This is a genomic window from Turneriella parva DSM 21527, assembly GCF_000266885.1.
Lineage (GTDB): Bacteria > Spirochaetota > Leptospiria > Turneriellales > Turneriellaceae > Turneriella > Turneriella parva.
Genome location: NC_018020.1, coordinates 1300572 through 1317431, shown reverse-complemented (window position 1 = coordinate 1317431; position 16860 = coordinate 1300572). Strand labels below are relative to the sequence as shown.

Annotated in this window: 17 protein-coding genes; 6 read left to right on the top strand and 11 right to left on the bottom strand. The window is 55.5% G+C overall.

Features of this window, described 5'->3' with window-relative positions; genetic code table 11:
* Nucleotides 1-15 precede the first annotated feature (15 nt).
* The 7 genes from TURPA_RS06300 to TURPA_RS06270 all read right to left on the bottom strand — a co-directional run bounded on the left by TURPA_RS06300 (nt 16) and on the right by TURPA_RS06270 (nt 6291).
* On the bottom strand, nt 16-1227 hold the full coding sequence (locus tag TURPA_RS06300) for a Zn-dependent hydrolase (RefSeq protein ID WP_014802458.1): 1212 nt from the start codon (nt 1225-1227) through the stop codon (nt 16-18).
* A gap of 7 nt (nt 1228-1234) precedes the next feature.
* Entirely contained in the window at nt 1235-2116 is an 882-nt protein-coding gene (gene ypfJ, locus TURPA_RS06295) for a KPN_02809 family neutral zinc metallopeptidase (RefSeq protein WP_014802457.1), read from the bottom strand.
* 42 nt (nt 2117-2158) lie between these two features.
* Complete coding sequence (gene allB / locus TURPA_RS06290) at nt 2159-3511, bottom strand: allantoinase AllB (RefSeq protein WP_014802456.1); 1353 nt, start codon at nt 3509-3511, stop codon at nt 2159-2161.
* 1 nt (nt 3512) lies between these two features.
* Entirely contained in the window at nt 3513-3977 is a 465-nt protein-coding gene (locus TURPA_RS06285; RefSeq protein WP_014802455.1) for a PIN domain-containing protein, read from the bottom strand.
* Nucleotides 3967-4182, bottom strand: a complete 216-nt coding sequence (locus TURPA_RS06280; RefSeq protein ID WP_014802454.1) for a hypothetical protein — start codon at nt 4180-4182, stop codon at nt 3967-3969. Before TURPA_RS06280 ends, TURPA_RS06285 begins: the two co-directional genes overlap by 11 nt.
* 92 nt (nt 4183-4274) lie before the next feature.
* Nucleotides 4275-5561 (bottom strand): urate hydroxylase PuuD, encoded by a 1287-nt coding sequence (locus tag TURPA_RS06275; RefSeq protein WP_217157635.1) that lies wholly within the window; start codon nt 5559-5561, stop codon nt 4275-4277.
* A gap of 37 nt (nt 5562-5598) precedes the next feature.
* Nucleotides 5599-6291 carry a hypothetical protein gene (locus TURPA_RS06270; RefSeq protein ID WP_041948354.1) on the bottom strand — a complete coding sequence of 231 codons (693 nt, stop codon included), beginning with the start codon at nt 6289-6291 and terminating at the stop codon, nt 5599-5601.
* A gap of 114 nt (nt 6292-6405) precedes the next feature.
* On the opposite strand from TURPA_RS06270, the gene TURPA_RS06265 reads away from it, so the two are divergent.
* The 3 genes from TURPA_RS06265 to xdhC are packed head-to-tail and all read left to right on the top strand — an operon-like array spanning nt 6406 to nt 11174.
* Entirely contained in the window at nt 6406-7953 is a 1548-nt protein-coding gene (locus TURPA_RS06265; RefSeq protein WP_014802451.1) for a xanthine dehydrogenase small subunit, read from the top strand.
* Nucleotides 7950-10355, top strand: coding sequence for a xanthine dehydrogenase molybdopterin binding subunit (locus TURPA_RS06260; protein WP_014802450.1), 2406 nt, complete (start codon nt 7950-7952; stop codon nt 10353-10355). Before TURPA_RS06265 ends, TURPA_RS06260 begins: the two co-directional genes overlap by 4 nt.
* A gap of 33 nt (nt 10356-10388) precedes the next feature.
* Entirely contained in the window at nt 10389-11174 is a 786-nt protein-coding gene (xdhC, locus tag TURPA_RS06255; protein WP_014802449.1) for a xanthine dehydrogenase accessory protein XdhC, read from the top strand.
* Here xdhC and TURPA_RS06250 read toward each other — a convergent pair.
* Nucleotides 11128-12054, bottom strand: coding sequence for a tyrosine-type recombinase/integrase (locus tag TURPA_RS06250; protein WP_014802448.1), 927 nt, complete (start codon nt 12052-12054; stop codon nt 11128-11130). The genes xdhC and TURPA_RS06250 overlap by 47 nt on opposite strands.
* An 83-nt stretch (nt 12055-12137) precedes the next feature.
* Here TURPA_RS06250 and TURPA_RS06245 point away from each other — a divergent pair, with 83 nt between their 5' ends.
* Nucleotides 12138-12689 carry a hypothetical protein gene (locus TURPA_RS06245; protein WP_014802447.1) on the top strand — a complete coding sequence of 184 codons (552 nt, stop codon included), beginning with the start codon at nt 12138-12140 and terminating at the stop codon, nt 12687-12689.
* The gene (locus TURPA_RS06240; RefSeq protein ID WP_014802446.1) at nt 12686-13312 is read left to right on the top strand and encodes a formylglycine-generating enzyme family protein; all 627 of its coding nucleotides are present in this window, start codon (nt 12686-12688) and stop codon (nt 13310-13312) included. Before TURPA_RS06245 ends, TURPA_RS06240 begins: the two co-directional genes overlap by 4 nt.
* Before the next feature lie 27 nt (nt 13313-13339).
* Here TURPA_RS06240 and bamJ read toward each other — a convergent pair whose 3' ends face one another.
* Together bamJ and purM are read right to left on the bottom strand one after the other, a co-directional pair.
* The gene (gene bamJ / locus TURPA_RS06235) at nt 13340-14017 is read right to left on the bottom strand and encodes a BamJ family beta-barrel-assembly machinery protein (RefSeq protein ID WP_014802445.1); all 678 of its coding nucleotides are present in this window, start codon (nt 14015-14017) and stop codon (nt 13340-13342) included.
* A 55-nt stretch (nt 14018-14072) separates the two neighbouring features.
* Nucleotides 14073-15089 carry a phosphoribosylformylglycinamidine cyclo-ligase gene (gene purM / locus TURPA_RS06230; protein ID WP_014802444.1) on the bottom strand — a complete coding sequence of 339 codons (1017 nt, stop codon included), beginning with the start codon at nt 15087-15089 and terminating at the stop codon, nt 14073-14075.
* Nucleotides 15090-15218: 129 nt separating this feature from the next.
* Between purM and TURPA_RS06225 the strand changes: the two genes are divergently transcribed.
* Nucleotides 15219-15797, top strand: a complete 579-nt coding sequence (locus TURPA_RS06225) for a hypothetical protein (protein WP_014802443.1) — start codon at nt 15219-15221, stop codon at nt 15795-15797.
* On the opposite strand, the gene TURPA_RS21540 is transcribed toward TURPA_RS06225, so the two are convergent.
* Complete coding sequence (locus tag TURPA_RS21540; RefSeq protein WP_169314406.1) at nt 15794-16852, bottom strand: lactonase family protein; 1059 nt, start codon at nt 16850-16852, stop codon at nt 15794-15796. The genes TURPA_RS06225 and TURPA_RS21540 overlap by 4 nt on opposite strands.
* Nucleotides 16853-16860 lie beyond the last annotated feature (8 nt).

Below are 16860 nucleotides of genomic sequence, written 5' to 3'. Positions count from 1 at the left end.
CCTTTACGGACGTCTCTACAGTGAACGCAAGAACGTGACAAACACCTCGATTGCCGCTGCGACGTCTTCGACCGTCACGGTTTCAATCGGGTTATGGCTGATACCGCCAGGGCTGCGAATGAACAGCATCGCCGTTGGCGTCACCTTTGACAGAATGGCCGTGTCGTGGCCGGCGCCGCTTGCCAACCTGTAAGGCCTATGGCTATGGAATTCCATAGCTGAGGCCATCTTATTTACTAACAACGGTTCGCATTTAACGACTGCCTGGGCCTCTTGCGTTTCGATAACCATTTCGATGTTGCGCCGGCTGGCAATGGCTGTCGCTTCACCGAGAATCACCTCGGTGGCACGATCGAGCACCGGCTGATCACCATGGCGAATATCTAGGCTGAAGTAGACCTCTCCGGGTATGACATTGGCGCCGCCCGGCCGCACCTGCGCCATGCCGACCGTTGCGACCAGATTCGGTATCGAGAGCGCGTATTTTTCGACAAAGACATTGAGCTCGCTCAGCGCTGTGAATGCGTCGCGCCGGCCACGCATCGGCGTCGTGCCCGCGTGGCTCGCCAGCCCGCGATAAAATAGTTTCACGCGTGATTGCCCCACGAGCCCGGTGACGGCGCCGAGAGCAAGGCCTTCTGCCTCAAGCACGGGGCCTTGTTCAATATGAACTTCAGCGAAACCGGCTACGTCGGCGAAATTGTAGGCAGCACTTTTGAAATCCTCACCATTGAGGCCAAAGTTTTTGATCGCGTCGGCCATGGTGACACCTCTCTCATCGACGCGCGCGAGATATTCAGCCTTGAATAGACCTGCAACCGCCAGCGACCCGAGGTAGGGCATTTTGTAGCGCACACCCTCTTCGTCGCTGAAGCCGATGACATCGAAGTGGTACGCGAGGTTCTGTGCGCCGATTGCACTGGCCGCAGCAATACCGATGAGTACACCGAGCATGCCATCGTATTTGCCCGCATCGGGCACGGTGTCGAGATGACTGCCGGTAAGAAAAGCCTTCGGGCCTTTGCCTTCAAGGCGACCCACGATGTTGCCGAGAGCATCGACACGCACTTGCATGCCGGCGCCCTGCATATAGTCGCGCACGAGTGCATGCGCGCGCCGCATCGGTTCTGATAGAAAAGTGCGCTTGAGAATACCCGGACTCTCAGTGCACGCAGCGAGTTCGTCGGCGCGCGTGAGGCATTCGTGGGCGAGTTGGGTGTAGTTCATGAATCAATCAGAGAAACGTATCGCAAGCCTTCAGTTCACCGCTTTGCATGCCGGTCTTGAACCAGCGCACGCGTTCGGCCGAACTGCCATGCGTGAATGATTCGGGTTGAATGTTCTGGCCTGATCGCTTTTGCAGAGTGTCATCGCCGATTGCTGATGCAGCCGTCATCGCTTCTTCGATGTCGCCCTCTTCGAGAATCTGCCGCGCCTTGTGTGCATGGTGCGCCCAGACGCCGGCATAACAGTCGGCCTGCAGTTCCATTTTTACCGACAGGGCATTCGCCGCGCTTTCGCCCGCGCCCTCTTGCTGCTGCCGCACTTTGCGCATCGTGCCGAGCAGGTTCTGCACATGGTGCCCAACCTCGTGGCCGATGACGTACGCCTGCGCAAAATCACCCGGCGCGCGGTATGACGATTTCAGCTCTTGGTAGAACGACAGGTCGATATAGACCTTTTGGTCTGCGGGACAATAGAACGGCCCCATTGCCGACTTGCCTTTTCCACAGGGGGTGGGCGTTGAACCGCGAAACAGCACGAGTTTTGGGTCGCGGTATTCTTTACCGACCGCTGCGAAACGTTCGCGCCACACATCTTCAGTGTCTGCGAGCACGACCGATACGAATTTCGCGAGCTTGTCATTCGCCGGTATCTGCTGCGTGGGTGCCGAAGATTCTGTCACGGTGCTTTCACCGCTATTTAGCAGGCGCATGATCAAAGCCGGATCGATATCGAAGAAGTAAGCCGCCGCCGCAGCGACAATGATCGCCACGATGCCCTTGCCGCGCAGGCTGCCTAAAAGCAAGCCACCGATTCCACCACCACCGCTGCTGCCCCCACTACCACCACGCCGGTCTTCGACGTTGCTGCTCTCTCTGCCATCATCACGCATAGGGCACAGAAACAACCGGCATCACATCATGCGTCAATTGTTTTAACCGGTGCTAGAGCGCAAGATCGGCCGACCGGCGGGCGCGATTGGGGCATCCCCACCGAAAACACGCTGCCCTCTGAGCCAGGTCTCTTTGACGAGCCCCGTGAGCTGCATGCCGATGTACGGCGAAACGTCATGGCGGTGCGCGATCATGCCGGGCTCGACGCGAAACATTACTTCGGTGTCGAACACGGCAAAGTCGGCATCTTTGCCGACCGCGATGCTACCCTTATCTTTGAGGCCAACAAATGCAGCGGGGGATGCAGAAAGTGCACGACTCACCTGTGCGAGGTCAAAACCCCGCGCTTTCGCCCCGTTATAAAAAACCGACAGGCTGAACTGCAGGCCTGCGATGCCACCCCAGGCCTTCATAAAGTCACCCGAGTGGCGCTCTTTCAGGTTCGGTGTGCAGGGCGAATGGTCAGACACCGCAAAGTCGATCGTGCCGTCTGCTATGGATTTCCATAGCTGCTCGCGGTTCTCACGCTCCCGAATCGGTGGCGCGCACTTGTATTCGGTATGGCCGTCGGGAATCTCTTCGGCGCAGTATGTCAGATAGTGATGGCAGGTTTCGACGGTGATCGGCACTCCGCGTTGGCGGGTGGCAGCAAGGGTTGAGAGCGCGTCAGACGATGACAGATGCACGACATGCAGGTGCGCATTCGTCTCACCCGCGAGGCGCGCCATTAGTTCGACGGCGTCGTTTTCCCATTTGCGGGGGCGCGATGCGAGGTAGGTTGAATATCTCCTGTGATCAACGGCAGCTTTGCTGCCGTTGATCACAGGAGATTCCAGCTCCGCATGCATGAGATACGGAACTCCCCCCTTCTTCAGAATCGGTATTGCGGCCCGAATGTCGGCCTCGGTGACATGCGGAAACTCATGTATGCCCGAATGGATCAGAAAACTTTTGAATCCCAATACACCGGCGTCGATGAGGGGTTCAAGGTCAGCGACGTTACCCGGAATCACGCCGCCATAAAATCCGCAGTCGACATGCAGCAGGTTTGAACAGGCTTTGACCTTGCTTTGCAGCGCCGCTACCGTGGTCGTCACCGGGTCGCAGTTGAGCGGCATGTCGACAAGCGTCGTGATGCCGCCCTTGGCAGCGGCTGCGGTCGCGGTCGAAAAGCCTTCCCATTCGGTGCGGCCAGGTTCGTTGATGTGCACGTGCGTGTCGACGACGCCGGGCATGAGCGCCAGGTCACCGTAGTCGACAATGCGGATGTTAGACGAACCAATGTCTGCATCGTAAGGGAGAATCTCACGAATCTTTTCACCTTCGACAAGAACCGCTGCGGGGCGGACCTCGTTGTCGATGATAGCCCGGCGACTTTTCAACAAGGTGCGCATATTATCGAAGCTGCAATCCTGGTAAAACCGCCAGCAATTTCTTTTCGTCTGTGAAGGGGTTTAGCACAGTCACTCCTTCGATCACCTGGCCGTCGTTCAAATCTTCGGTCAAGAGGTACTTGCATCTGCCTTCGATAGCGGCACTTACGATGAGTGAGTCAAAATAACTTATTCTATGCCGTCCGTGAATCATGAGGGCCTGATCGAGCAACTCAAAAGAAGGATAAATCTTGCAGATTGGGTACAGGGTGGTATGGCAAAAATCGCGGAGTTCTGGTGCAGAAAATTTGCCCTTGAATTTACGGAGTGCTAAATGGCAAAATTCTTGCAATACCTGAAAACTAATCAGTGCCACGGGGGCCTTGAGCGCTAGGGCTATGATTCCATCTGAAATTCTTTCTTTTACTGGATCGTTGTCGAAAGAGTAAACAAGTACATTGGTATCGAGAAAAACACTATCCCTCATTCATTTCATCTCTGGTAAATTTTCTACCTGCTTTTATGTGACTTAATTTCTTCTTAATCTCATAATAATCTGTTGCCTGATTCTGCCCGGCATAAACCTTTAGCCAATCAATGAAAACATCGTTGAGCGATCGGTTTTCTGTTTTAGCACGAATTCTGGCTTTGCGCACGAGTGGCTCATCAGCCTTAAATGTCACATTCACCATAATACCATTCTAGCGCACGATTTTCGTGCTGTCAATTAGAACTAATTCACTCCCCTCTCCCCGTGGGAGAGGGGTCGGGGGTGAGGGCAACTTCATTCGACTTTCGCCCCTTGGTCAATCCACCTGCCGAGCAGCTCGCGTTCGGCCTGCGTCATGTTCGTTTTGTTTCCGAACGGCATTGAGTTGGTTTCAACGGCCCTTTGCCTGATCTTAACGGCCATTGCGCTGATCTGCTGCGGGGTGTCGTATTTGACGCCATTGGGGGCAATCTTGAAGACCGCATCGGTTGGCTTCTCGGCGTGGCAGCCGCGGCAGTGCTTGCCGATGATAGTGTCGACTTCGGCGAAGGCGACGGTCGTCGCGTCGCCCTGAGGCGCTCGAAGGGCGACGCTGCGCTTGGGCGCGGTCAGAACGATAACCGCAATAAAGACAACAACACTCATCACCCAAAGCCAAGGCGCGGCTCTACCCTGTCCCCGAAGATTGAACCAGTGCCGAATCAGCGCGCCGCCTAATGAGATGGCACCGAGAATCGCCCAATTGTACTCGTGCGAGAACGTCATCGGGTAGTGGTTGCTGATCATGATAAAAAGCACGGGCAGTGTGATGTAGTTATTATGCAGCGAACGGTTCTTAGCGGCTTCGGCGAATTTCTTGTTCGGCAGGCGTCCCTCTGTTTTGGCGTTCACGAGTTCACGCTGCGAGGGTATTATCGTAAAGAACACATTGCCGACCATGATCGTGCCGAGCATGGCGCCGATGTGCAGATACGCCGCGCGGCCGCCGAACGTGTGGCAGAGGTAATAGCTCGCGGCGATCACGAGAGAGAAAAAGACCGCACCGAAGGCGAGCTGGCTTTTACCCAATGGCGAGCGTTGCAGCAAATCGTAAACCAGCCAGCCTGCGATGAGAAATCCTACACCGATGCTGATGGCGACCCAGCTTTCGAGCTTTGCCACATTCGCGTCGATCAGATAAACCTGCGGGTTCAGGTAATAGACAAGCACGAGCAGCGAGATGCCCGAAAGCCAGGTGGTGTAGGCCTCCCATTTAAACCAGTGCAGGTCGTGCGGCAGTTCTTTGGGGGCGAGTGCGTAACGCTGCACGCGGTAGAACCCGCCACCATGGATTGCATGCAATTCTCCGTCAAAGCTTTCGGAGCCTGAGGGAGTGGCGTTAGCCACTCCCTCAGGCTCCGATTTCCCATCGCCGGCAGGCGATGGGTTTTTGACATTATTATTTAACCAAACGAAATAGAACGACGCGCCTATCCAGGCAATGCCGGCGATCATGTGCAGCCAGCGCACGCCGAGCTGTAGCCATTCGAGCACGTAAGATTCCATGAGCGCAGCAGTCATCGCCGGCTCATGGCCGGTCAAGAAGTTTGGTCGAAGAGGCTAATCTTGGTGAAATCGATTAGTTTTCAGCGCGGTTGATGTACTGTTGCACAACCTTGCCGTTCGCCTTGATGCCGGCGCGGCGGTGCCAGTCATAGGTGAGCTGCAGATTGTAGAGAGTGTTTCTCAGGTGTGGTAAATAATAATCGCGCTTGAACGACAGTCGAAGCGGATTTACTTTGCTGTTTTCAAGATCGCCCACCTTCAGCGGTGGTGCCGCCCGCTCATTCAGCACCCGTGAAATGATGATGTCATTGGGCGTTGCCGCTGCCGGGTTTATATGCACCAGCCGATTCGCATTGGTTTCGCGTGTGCGCAGAGAAACAGTGGTAAAGGCCGACTCGATGCGTGCCAGTTTGCCGCCCGTAAAGCACACCTGCATGCTCTGCACCTTGTAGTCAACGGGTGCCGACTTTGCGCGCGGCATTTCTTGGTTTTCGGCGTGGCCGTTGATTTCGAGGCATTCGCCGTTGGCTGACACGCTGATCTTGGTGTTCTGTGGCGAGAATTGCAGAGAGTTTAGCTTGCGCAGTGCGTCGAGTTTCTCGATCTTCTTCACTTCTTCTCGAATCTGTGCATCGAGCGCCTGGTCTTCAAGGTTCAGATCGGTATCGGGCGCATTTTTGTACGCGCTGTCGATTGCAGCGATACCTGCGCCAAACGCCAGTAATGAGGCGGCGAGCAGTATTAGGGTATTAAAACGGGGCAGCATGCTTGTCGATCGGCAGATTTGCAGAATTGCTGTAGTACTTTTCTTTGGCATCAAACCTGCTGAAATTCAATTGCCCGCTGTGATTGCCGAATCATAGTGTAACCTGAACGCCCTATGGCAACGACGCGCGAAAACGTTATCTTCTACCTGAACAACGAACGCATCGAAGTTTCGGGAAGCCAGGTATTTCAGCCGCTTTCAACGTGGCTGCGTTACCGCAAGGGCATGACCGGTACCAAGGTAGTGTGCAGCGAGGGGGATTGCGGGGCGTGCACAGTCATGCTCGGCTGGCTGGTTGGTGAGCCCGGTCGAACCATGCATGCCGACCGCAAACTCGAATACCGTATTATCGACTCGTGCATACAATTTCTCTTTCAGCTCGATCTTTGCCACGTGATCACCGTTGAAGGCATCTCTTCGCAGGGCGAACTGCACCCTGCGCAAAAGGCGATGGTCGAATGCTTCGGCTCGCAGTGTGGCTTCTGCACGCCGGGTTTTGTCATGGCACTCGCCCACCTGACAGAAGAGCGCGCCCTGAGCCCCGTCGAAGGGCAGAGGGCGATAGATGCCTCGTGTATCAAAGACAAGCTAGCCGGTAACCTCTGCCGTTGCACTGGCTATGAAGCTATTGTGAAAGCGGGTCTTGCACTCAATGGCGGGTCGTCACCAAAGTTGCTTGAACGGTTCGATCGCACGGGCATCGAAAGGGAATTTAACGTGCTCGCCTCGCATTCAGTCAAGGTTACGGGCGCGGGCGGTGAATTGTTTTTCAAACCGCAGAGCCTCGCTGAGGCTCTGAAGCTGCGCGCGGCGATGCCGCAACTGAAGATTGTCGCCGGGGGCACTGACCTCGGTGTGCAACACAACAAAGGCAAATCTCTGCTGACACAAGTCATGTTCATCGCGCACCTGCATGAAATAGCAGGCGTGAAGCAGGTTGGGCAGGCTCTCGAAATCGGCGCCGCGGCAAATTGGTCAGATGTGCTGGCCGCAACAGAGCAGCGTCTGCCCGAACTTTATGCAATACTCAAAATTTTCGCTGCCGAGCAGATTCGCAATGCCGCGACAATCGGCGGCAATATTATCAACGCGTCACCCATTGCCGATTCGCTGCCTTGCCTCTATGTACTCGGTGCAAAGCTAGAGCTGACATCGATTACCGGCTCGCGCGAGGTGGAGATCCATGCGTTTTATACCGGCTACAAACGGTTTGACCTTCAGCCCAATGAAATTCTCACGAAAATAATTCTACCGCTGCCCGCAGCCGATGCAGCCGTCGGGCTGTACAAAGTCTCGAAGCGGCGCGACCTCGATATTTCAACGGTTACCCTCGGTCTGCACATGAAAACCCGGGCAGGCAAAATCACCGAGGCGCACCTCGCTGCCGGGGGCGTCGCCGCAACAATTGTGCGCCTGCGCTCAGCCGAGAAGGCGCTCGTCGGCAGCGAGTGGACAGCAGCTACGTTCGCGCAGGCGGGGCAGGTTGCGACAGCCGAAATCTCGCCGCTCAGCGATGTGCGCGGTTCTGCCGAGTTTCGTAAGGCATTGGTGAAGAATTTGTTTTTGAAGTTCTACCATGAGTCACCCTCTGCGCTTTCAGCACGCGCAGGCTCTGCCCGCCCGAGCGGCCCGCCTGCGGGGAAGGTTGGGAGGGGGACATGAGCGCAGTCGGCACCTCTCACCCACACGAATCGGCGGTAGGTCATGTCACCGGGCAGGCGCATTACATCGACGATATGCCGCGCATGGCGGGCGAACTCATTGTCGATTTTGTAGGCAGCAGCTTCGCGCACGCTGAGATTCTGAGCGTCGATGTCTCGGCTGCGGCAAAGATACCGGGCGTTTGCGTTTTCACTTACAAAGACATCGGTGGCGTGAATCTTTTTGGGCCGATTATTCAAGACGAGGTGTTTCTGGCCGAGACGCATGTTCACTTCATCGGCGAGCCGATCGTGGTCGTAGCGGCAGCAACGCATGAGCGAATTGCGCAGGCAAAGCAGGCGGTTAAAATTGAACTACGCGAATTGCCCGCGATACTTTCGATCGATGCGGCGATTGAGAAAAAGAAATTCTTAACCACACCGATCAAGATGGAACAGGGCGATGTGGATGCAGCACTCGAGAAATCCTCACACCGCCTTGATGGCACATTCATCATCGGTGGCCAAGAACAGTTCTATCTCGAATCACAGGCGGCGTTTGCCGTGCCCGGCGAGGGCAATGACCTCACCGTCTATTCGTCGACGCAGAACACGACCGAAGTGCAGAAGGTTGTCGCTGAAGTGCTGGGCCTTAAGCACAGCGAGGTTGTGTGTATCTGCAAGCGCATGGGCGGCGGCTTCGGCGGCAAAGAAACGCAGGCGGTGATGCCTGCGCTCATGGCGGCGATTGTCGCGCAAAAGACGAAACGGCCTGCACGCTGCCAGTTCAGCAAAGACCTCGACATGATGGTGACGGGCAAGCGTCACCCGTACAAGGCAATTTATGATGTCGGCTTTTCATCCGATGGCCGTGTAACGGCGCTCAAGATCGATTATTTTTCTGACGGTGGCTGCACTGCCGACCTCTCAACCTCGATTCTGTCACGCACACTATTTCACACCGACAACTGCTATGACATACCTAACCTGCGCGCGACCGGTACGATCTGCAAAACCAATCTGCCGTCGAACACTGCGTTTCGCGGTTTCGGCGGGCCGCAGGGAGTGGCTGCGATTGAAAATATTCTGGAGAATGTCGCCACGAAACTCGGACTCGACGCATACGAGGTGCGGCGCCGCAATCTGTACCAGGGCGAAACCGGCGTGACGCATTACGGGCAGAGCGTGAAGAACAATGTACTGCCAGAGCTTTTCGCGCAGCTGTATGAAAGTTCTGATTATGCGGAGAGGCGGAAGGCGGTGGTTAAGAAGAATGCGGCTGCCCTCGCCCCCAACCCCCTCCCGGCTTCGCCTATGTCCCCCCTCCGCCCTGACGGGCACCTCCCCCCGCATGCGGGGGGAGGTTGGGAGGGGGGACAACACGGCAAACTCAAAGGCCTCGCGATGACTGGCGTCAAGTTTGGCATTTCATTCACCACCAAATTCTTAAACCAGGGTAATGCGTTGGTGAACGTCTACACAGACGGTACGGTGCAGGTTTCGACGGGTGGCACCGAGATGGGCCAGGGCCTCTACACCAAAATACAACAGATCGTCGCCGATGAACTCGGGGTGCGTTTCGAAGACGTGAAAGTGATGCCGACTTCGAGCGAGAAGTCAAACAACACCGCGCCGACCGCTGCATCGGCGGGTACAGACCTCAACGGTAATGCAGCAGCGGTCGCATGCCGCAAGATTCGCGGTCGGCTCACGGAATATGTTGCGAGGTTGTGGGGTGTGGCGCCTGAGGTTGTGGAGTTTCGGGAGGGTCACGTATTTGTGTCCCCCCTCCCAACCTCCCCCCGCATGCGGGGGGAGGGGGGACAGACAATGCCCTTCGCCGAACTGACGCAGCGCGCTTGGCGTGAGCGTATCTCGATGGGCGAGCGTGGCTTCTACGCAACGCCCGGTCTCGACTTCGACTACGCGACGGGCAAAGGCAGCCCATTCTATTATTTCACCAATGGTGCCTGCGTTGCCGAGGTGACGATCGATCGTTTCACCGGCGCGCTCACCATTGATCGGCTCGATATTCTGATGGACATCGGCAAATCGATCAATCCGGGTATCGACCGCGGGCAACTCATCGGCGGGCTTGTGCAGGGTATCGGCTGGGTGACAGCTGAGGAGCTCAAATACAGCGAAAAAGGCGCGCTGCTATCTCACTCCCCCACGACATACAAAATACCAAGCATACAAGACATACCTGACGACCTGCGGCTAGAGTTTTTCGATAACAAGTTGCATAACTTTAACATTCGCTCATCGAAGGCCGTGGCTGAACCACCGCTGATGCTGGGGCTGGCGGTTTTCTGCGCGGTGAAGAATGCGCTTTCGTATTTGTCACCGCGTGAGGCCGCAGATTTGAAACTGCCAGCGACCAATGAAGAGATTTTGATGTGCATGGAAAAAATTACCCATTGAGGGCGCAAGCCCTCAATGGGTAAATAACCCCTCATGTTCTGGCAAAAACATCATGAACTTCTCGAATCGGGCCGGCCTTTCGTGCTCGTCATTCTCACCGAGGCTCTCGGTTCGGCACCGCAAGAATCGGGCGCCAAAATGCTGTGTGACGCAAATGGGCTAATCTACGGCACGATTGGCGGCGGCAAAGTTGAGGCTCTGGCCCTCAAGACAGCGGCGGATTTATTAACTAATAAATCCACAACTGTGTTTGTTGACTGGCACCTGGAAAGAGATGTGGGCATGACCTGCGGGGGCCGCGTGAAGCTGTATTTTGAAACCTACAGAGCGGCTGACTGGCAGATTGCCATATTCGGGGCAGGCCATGTAGCGCAGGCAGTGGTTGCGGCTCTGTTGCCGCTCACGTGCCGCATAGTTTGTATCGATTCGAGGCAAGATTGGCTCGAATCTTTGCCTGAGTCACCGCAGCTTGAGCGCAGGCTGCGTGAGGCGCCAGCTATGGAAATCCATAGCCTTGCCCCGGAGACATTTGTGCTCATGATGACGCAAGGCCATGCAACCGACTTTCCGGTGCTGCTCGAGTGCATGAAGCGTGAACAGAAGTTCCCTTACGTCGGTGCCATCGGCAGCAAAAGCAAACGGGCTGTGCTTGTGAAAGAACTGATCGCCGCGGGGGTAGATGCTCATCAGGCGGATCTATTCACCTGCCCGATCGGTCTGCCGTTGGGCAAAAGCGAACCTGCTGAAATCGCAGTGAGTGTGGTCGCGCAGCTTATTCAGGTGCGCGATGCTCGCCGCGCAGACGGTCAAGAGGGCTAAAGTCGCGAATAACCGGCGCTTCCATTGACGAAAGGTAACCTAATGTTGTACTCAAGTACTGGTGACCGAGCAGGCGCTGCACCGAAAACACCGGCATGCTGAGTTCAACGAGGTGCGTTGCGAATGAGTGGCGCAGTGAATGCACGGTCACGAGGCCGGCGAGGTTGAGTCTGCCGCGCGCGATGTCGAATTCGCGATGCACCGAGCGCGTTGAAATGGCCTGTGTGCATTTCGGAACAGGAAAAAGTGTGCCCGCTTCATAGGTGGTGCGGCTCGAGGGAAATAGCCATGGGCCGGGCCGGCGGTCAGCAATATAGTTCTTGAGGTCAGGGGCCAGAGTACGGGAAAGAACCGTCTCGCGGTGGCGACCACCCTTGCCGTCGCGGATATAGACTTTATAGCTATGGAAATCCACATCTGCGGTCTTGAGCCGACAGGCCTCACCGAGCCTGAGGCCGCTGCCATAGATCAGCGCGAACAGAATTCGAAACCGGCCCGGGCGCGTGCGGTCGAGCAGCTGCCGAATCTCGTCACGCGTCAACGGTCTCGACCGGCGTTTACGGTGCCGGTGCACGCGGGGAAACAGCGTGAGGTGCCATGGCTTCTTGAGCGTTCGCGAAATGTAAAATTTGAGCGCGACGCAGGTCGTCGCGGCGTTGATATTTGAAACGCCAGTCGCCGCTGCGCGCCTGATGAATTCTTCGGCATCATCGCTCGTGAGGTCTTCGGGTAATTTGCGCAGCGCTGATGCGACGACGCTCACGCGGCGCGCATAGTTGTTGATCGTTACGGGTCTCAAGCCCGTGAGCCGCATCATGGCGCTGTAAGCTCTGCCGCTATCTCTTGCCAGAAATTCTGCTTTGGTCATATTATGTCGCATGCTAATACATGGGGCTGCGTGGCAGCTCGTAAAACAACAAAATTCAGGACAAGTTCCGCGATTTTCTAAGCGAAAATCGCTCCATGAACGGGCTTAAGCCCGCTCTTCCTGAATTTCGTTGTTTCAGCTTGGCCCTGAAATGTCTAAAATGGCGACCTGCGGCGCAGCCCCTCATTGCCAAACAGGGTATGGTAACGATGCTCTCGACAGGCAGCGGGCCCAAAGAAATGCAGCCCATGCCGCACGCAAGATTTGTCCGGCCGATCGTATTTACCTACCTGTCGCTCTTACTAACCCTGAACTGCCAGAACAACAGTTGGGGAAAATTCTGGGATGTCAGCGCCGCAGCCGTCGACCCTTTAGCCGTGTGTCGATCGGCCGTTGCAGGCGATGCGTTTTCGATGATCTGCGTGCCAGCGAATACGACTGGGTTTAGTCGGGGGTGGGCGGGGCTGGCAACTCTCGTGCATACCGTGGCCTCGATTTCATCATTCGCCATCGGCAAGTACGAAGTCATTTACTCTGATTGGGAAACTGTTCGTCTTTGGGCAATCGCAAATACCTATAGTTTTGCCAATAATGGTCAGCCAGGTTCTGCGGGCGGCACCCGAATACGCACCCTGCCTCAAATATGACATGGCGTGATATGATCGTCTGGTGCAACGCCGCCTCGGAGAAAGGTGGATTGACGCCGATCTATTATTCAGATGCCGCCTTCACGACGCCCATCAAGATATCACCCGCAGGAAATCTGGCGCCTGATGGCGCCTCGAAGACCGCCGGTGGGATAGATAATCCTTATGTCAGATGGTCGGCTAATGGCTATCGGCTGGCCACAGCTGCAGAATGGGAGTATGCTGCCAGATATATCGATGGCACGACTTTCATGCCAGGAAATGCACCCAGCGGTTGGCAAGATACGAATGCCGACACGATTGTCGATGCGGCAGAGAGAGCCTTGGTTGGTTGGGTAACGACTGCCACACAACCGGTAGGGCTCAAACCAGCCAATGCCCTGGGCATACATGACATGAGTGGCAACGTCTTTGAATTGGTTTGGGATTGGAATAACGGTGCGTATACGACTGCATCACCTTACACGGATGCAGATAGTCTCGGGTCACCGACCAGTGGTACTGACATCAAAGATGTGCGGGGTGGTGGTTACACTGGTGAATTTGGTACCGCCGCGCGCGGTACTACCGGCCCGCACCAACCCTCAGCCTATCGCGGGTTTCGCGTGGTAAGAAGGCCATAGGTGCGCGAAGCGCACCTATGGCAATGACTACTTAAAATCCAACAATTCGACTTCGAAGTTCAGCACCGAGTTCGCCGGAATCGTGCCGCTGTCACGCGGGCCATAGGCAAGCTCGCTCGGGATTGTCAGCTGGTACTTGGCCCCTTTTTTCATCAGCTGCAATGCTTCTGTCCAACCTTTGATGACCTGGCCCACACCGAATTCCGCAGGCTGACCGCGCTTGTAAGAGCTGTCAAATTCAGTACCGTCGATCAATGTACCGCGGTAGTGTACCTTAACCGTGCTGCTTGCCTTGGGCGACGGGCCGCTGCCCGCGTTGATGACTTTGTATTGCAGGCCAGAAGCCGTAACCTGAACGCCGGGTTTTGCCTTGTTTGCATCGAGATACTCTTTGCCTTTTGCCGTATTCTGCGCCGCTGCTGCCGGGTCGCCGCCCGCACCCTTTTGCGCCGAAAGCGCCTGTATTGCTTCTCGCATTTCAGCTTCGTTCATGCGCAGCTCTTTGCCGGCCATCGTTTCGGTGATCGCCGCAGAAAGCGTTGCTACATCAATTTCTATACCCTGCGCCTTCATCGCGCGGCCGACCTGATAGCCAATCGCGTAGCTGGCCTTGCCTTTGGGTGAGGTGACGTCGGGTTTGCCGCATGCGACAAGCGCCAACAGGGCAACGGTCGCCCCCAAAAAGAGAGTTTGAGTTTGTTTCATCTTACGCGTAAGCGGGGCGAACGCGGCGGGTGTAAACCACGATTCAAGACGTGGCTTACAGCTTCAACGCGACGCCGCTGCCTTTAACGAGATGGCCCATAACCGCTGCGTCGGGGTAGTGCTGTTTTATCGCCGGTAACTGGTTTTCTTCAGCGATGAGGATTAACCCCGTGCCCATGTTGAACGTGTGAAAGAGTTTCTCACGCTCGACGTATTTCTCGAGCACAGGCGCCGCAGCGAGCCTGAACGGCTCTGGGCTATGGATTTCCGCAGCCAGGCCCGCGACGATCGCCCGTGGCAGGTTCTCATGAATGCCGCCACCCGTGATGTGGGCGATGCCTTTGATCGTGGCAGACTGCAAGAGCGCCGGAATTTCTCTGTAGATGCGGGTTGGGGTGAGCCAGGAGGCGATCAGCTCTTTACGATTGGCAGTTATGGCTTGAAATTCTGCCGGGCTCTGTTTTTCCATAGCTGCAAATATCTTGCGCACGAGAGAATATCCATTGGAGTGCAGGCCACTGGATGGCAGACCAATGAGCATGTCACCCTCTCGTTGCAGCTCTGGAACGGGGAGCCGGCGGTCTTTCGGGATAAATCCCACTGCGAAGCCGGCTAAGTCAAAATCATCATCGGGCATAACACCTGGGTGCTCAGCCGTTTCGCCACCCATCAGCGCCATCGGCGTTGCAGCGCAGGCTGCGGTGATGCTGCCCAGTACTCGGTCATACCATGATTCACTGAGCTTGCCACAGGCAATGTAGTCGAGAAAAAATGCGGGGGTTGCGCCTGCGCAATAGAGGTCGTTGACGCACATGCCGACAAGGTCTTGGCCGATGCCATCGAGGTAGTCAAAGCGGCGCAGAAGCTGGGTTTTGGTGCCGACACCGTCGGTGGTGGCGACGACGTCGAAACCTGGAATCTGCGGCATGGTGAAACGGCCCGCGAAACCGCCGTATTGGCCGACGACTTCGCCGACATTGGGAACCTTGTGCGTGGCGCTGATGCGGTCTTTGAGGTTGTGGATTAGTTTGTGCGCGTATTGGGTGTCGACGCCGGCGGCTTTGTAATCCATGGATTCGCATGAGCAATCGAGACAGGGCGAAAATGCAATTTTATGGCTGCGGATTTCCATAGCTAGGAAAAAATTGCATTCGGATGAGAAAATCTCGGGGTTTTCTGGTATTTATCTATTAGAGGATCTATGAAATGTTCGAAACAACCTGCTTTCTTGACAAATAAACCGGCCAAGATTTCAAATCTTTGGGAGGTGCACCTTTCTCAGAAGTTGTGGCAAAGTCTGGCAAGCCTCGCGAAATTGCGGCGATGCTCCTATTCGACGATAACACGGTATTGCGTCTTTCGTCTGGCAGAGCAGCAGAATTTGCGCTGCCTAGCCTTATATACAAATGTCTTGAATCAGATTCGGGATGATATGCGTCAGACGCCGACTAAACATCGGCACGTGGTGTGCCTGTACGGAGAAGATGAGGTTTTGATTCGAATGGCTGCGATGAGGTTAGGCATCACCGTTTCGGCATTTATTCGTCTGGCGCTATGGCTCTATCTGCCGCGCATAGCTATGGAAAAACATAGCCTAAGGTCAGTAAGTGACTACGCCCTTTTCTGGCGCGGTATCAAACGCTGGGCACAAATACGATGCAGCGCAATGAACACACTCGGAATACCCACCTTACGCACATACACCTTCAGCAACTTCAAGCCGCAAGAGTGGTGGCCGCGAGCGGGCCTGGTGCATTTCATGTTTCCGCTCGCGGCCTAATAAGCCGCGATGCTGGTCGGTGCGGTACCCACGGGATAGCTCTTGATGAGTGAAAGATTCGCACCCGATACCGAATACGCGCGCACCGTGTTGTCACCATTGCAGACGAGATAGCCGAACCCCGAGCTGTTGATCAGCATCTGCCCGGGCGTCGTGCAGGTGGATATCGTGCCTGCTGCTGTTGGCACACCGTTAGACAATGTGTAGGCACTCAAAGATGCCGCGCCGCTGTTGGAGGCAAACGCAGCGCTCTGATCTGCGGTCAGCGCAATTGCCGACGTTGTGTTACCCGCCGCTATGGTTGCCTTTGATGAGATTGTTGTCGATGGAAATGTCGGCCAACCGGAAACGGGAAAATATTCAATATTGCCATCAGCACACGGCAAGTAAACATATGGCGCATTCCCTGAACTGATATGAAATAATCCGGCGCATGACGTTGACGCCAAATCCCCACCGAGAGCAGAGTGATCGGTTACGGCTCCAGTCGTACTATCGATATTGTAGAGGCGCACTTGCGTACCACCTGCGTCGGCCAAGAATATCAAATTCTTGTGAACTACAATTGCTCTTGGTGTCGTCGCCCCTGTGGCGGCTACTGTCCCTATAGAAGTGAGCGCACCAGTACTTGAATCAATTGAGTATCTAGAAATATTATCCGTTGTCTCATTCACCACATACGCAAATTTACCACCCGAATGTAGCCCAATCATCCGCGGCAGTGTGCCTGTCGCTACCGAACTGGTGAACGCGAGCTTGCGCGTCTTCTTATTGATCGAATAAACATACACATCGTTGCTGCCGCTGTTCACGACATACGCAAATGTGCCTGCGGAGTTGACGGCGACGTAGACTGGCGTGGTTCCCGCCGGCACAGTGCCGAGATCGTTTAAGATGCCTGATTTGGGGTCGGCGGCAAATTGCGACACGCTGTTCGATGAGGAGTTAGTCACGTAAAGGCCAGTGCTGTCGAGGTTGCGGTTGAACGCCTCTTCGTATGAGGTGCAGGCAGCCATGAGCAGAGTTAAACCCAGCAGTACCGTATATATCCTCACATTGCGCA

Bases quoted from the DNA above. Each gene is read 5' to 3' on its own strand.
- TURPA_RS06300 (WP_014802458.1), bottom strand. From the start codon at position 1,227: ATGAACTACACCCAACTCGCCCACGAATGCCTCACGCGCGCCGACGAA.
- ypfJ (WP_014802457.1), bottom strand. From the start codon at position 2,116: ATGCGTGATGATGGCAGAGAGAGCAGCAACGTCGAAGACCGGCGTGGT.
- allB (WP_014802456.1), bottom strand. From the start codon at position 3,511: ATGCGCACCTTGTTGAAAAGTCGCCGGGCTATCATCGACAACGAGGTC.
- TURPA_RS06285 (WP_014802455.1), bottom strand. From the start codon at position 3,977: ATGAGGGATAGTGTTTTTCTCGATACCAATGTACTTGTTTACTCTTTC.
- TURPA_RS06280 (WP_014802454.1), bottom strand. From the start codon at position 4,182: ATGGTGAATGTGACATTTAAGGCTGATGAGCCACTCGTGCGCAAAGCC.
- TURPA_RS06270 (WP_041948354.1), bottom strand. From the start codon at position 6,291: ATGCTGCCCCGTTTTAATACCCTAATACTGCTCGCCGCCTCATTACTG.
- TURPA_RS06265 (WP_014802451.1), top strand. From the start codon at position 6,406: ATGGCAACGACGCGCGAAAACGTTATCTTCTACCTGAACAACGAACGC.
- TURPA_RS06260 (WP_014802450.1), top strand. From the start codon at position 7,950: ATGAGCGCAGTCGGCACCTCTCACCCACACGAATCGGCGGTAGGTCAT.
- xdhC (WP_014802449.1), top strand. From the start codon at position 10,389: ATGTTCTGGCAAAAACATCATGAACTTCTCGAATCGGGCCGGCCTTTC.
- TURPA_RS06250 (WP_014802448.1), bottom strand. From the start codon at position 12,054: ATGCGACATAATATGACCAAAGCAGAATTTCTGGCAAGAGATAGCGGC.
- TURPA_RS06245 (WP_014802447.1), top strand. From the start codon at position 12,138: ATGAACGGGCTTAAGCCCGCTCTTCCTGAATTTCGTTGTTTCAGCTTG.
- TURPA_RS06240 (WP_014802446.1), top strand. From the start codon at position 12,686: ATGACATGGCGTGATATGATCGTCTGGTGCAACGCCGCCTCGGAGAAA.
- bamJ (WP_014802445.1), bottom strand. From the start codon at position 14,017: ATGAAACAAACTCAAACTCTCTTTTTGGGGGCGACCGTTGCCCTGTTG.
- purM (WP_014802444.1), bottom strand. From the start codon at position 15,089: ATGGATTACAAAGCCGCCGGCGTCGACACCCAATACGCGCACAAACTA.
- TURPA_RS06225 (WP_014802443.1), top strand. From the start codon at position 15,219: ATGAAATGTTCGAAACAACCTGCTTTCTTGACAAATAAACCGGCCAAG.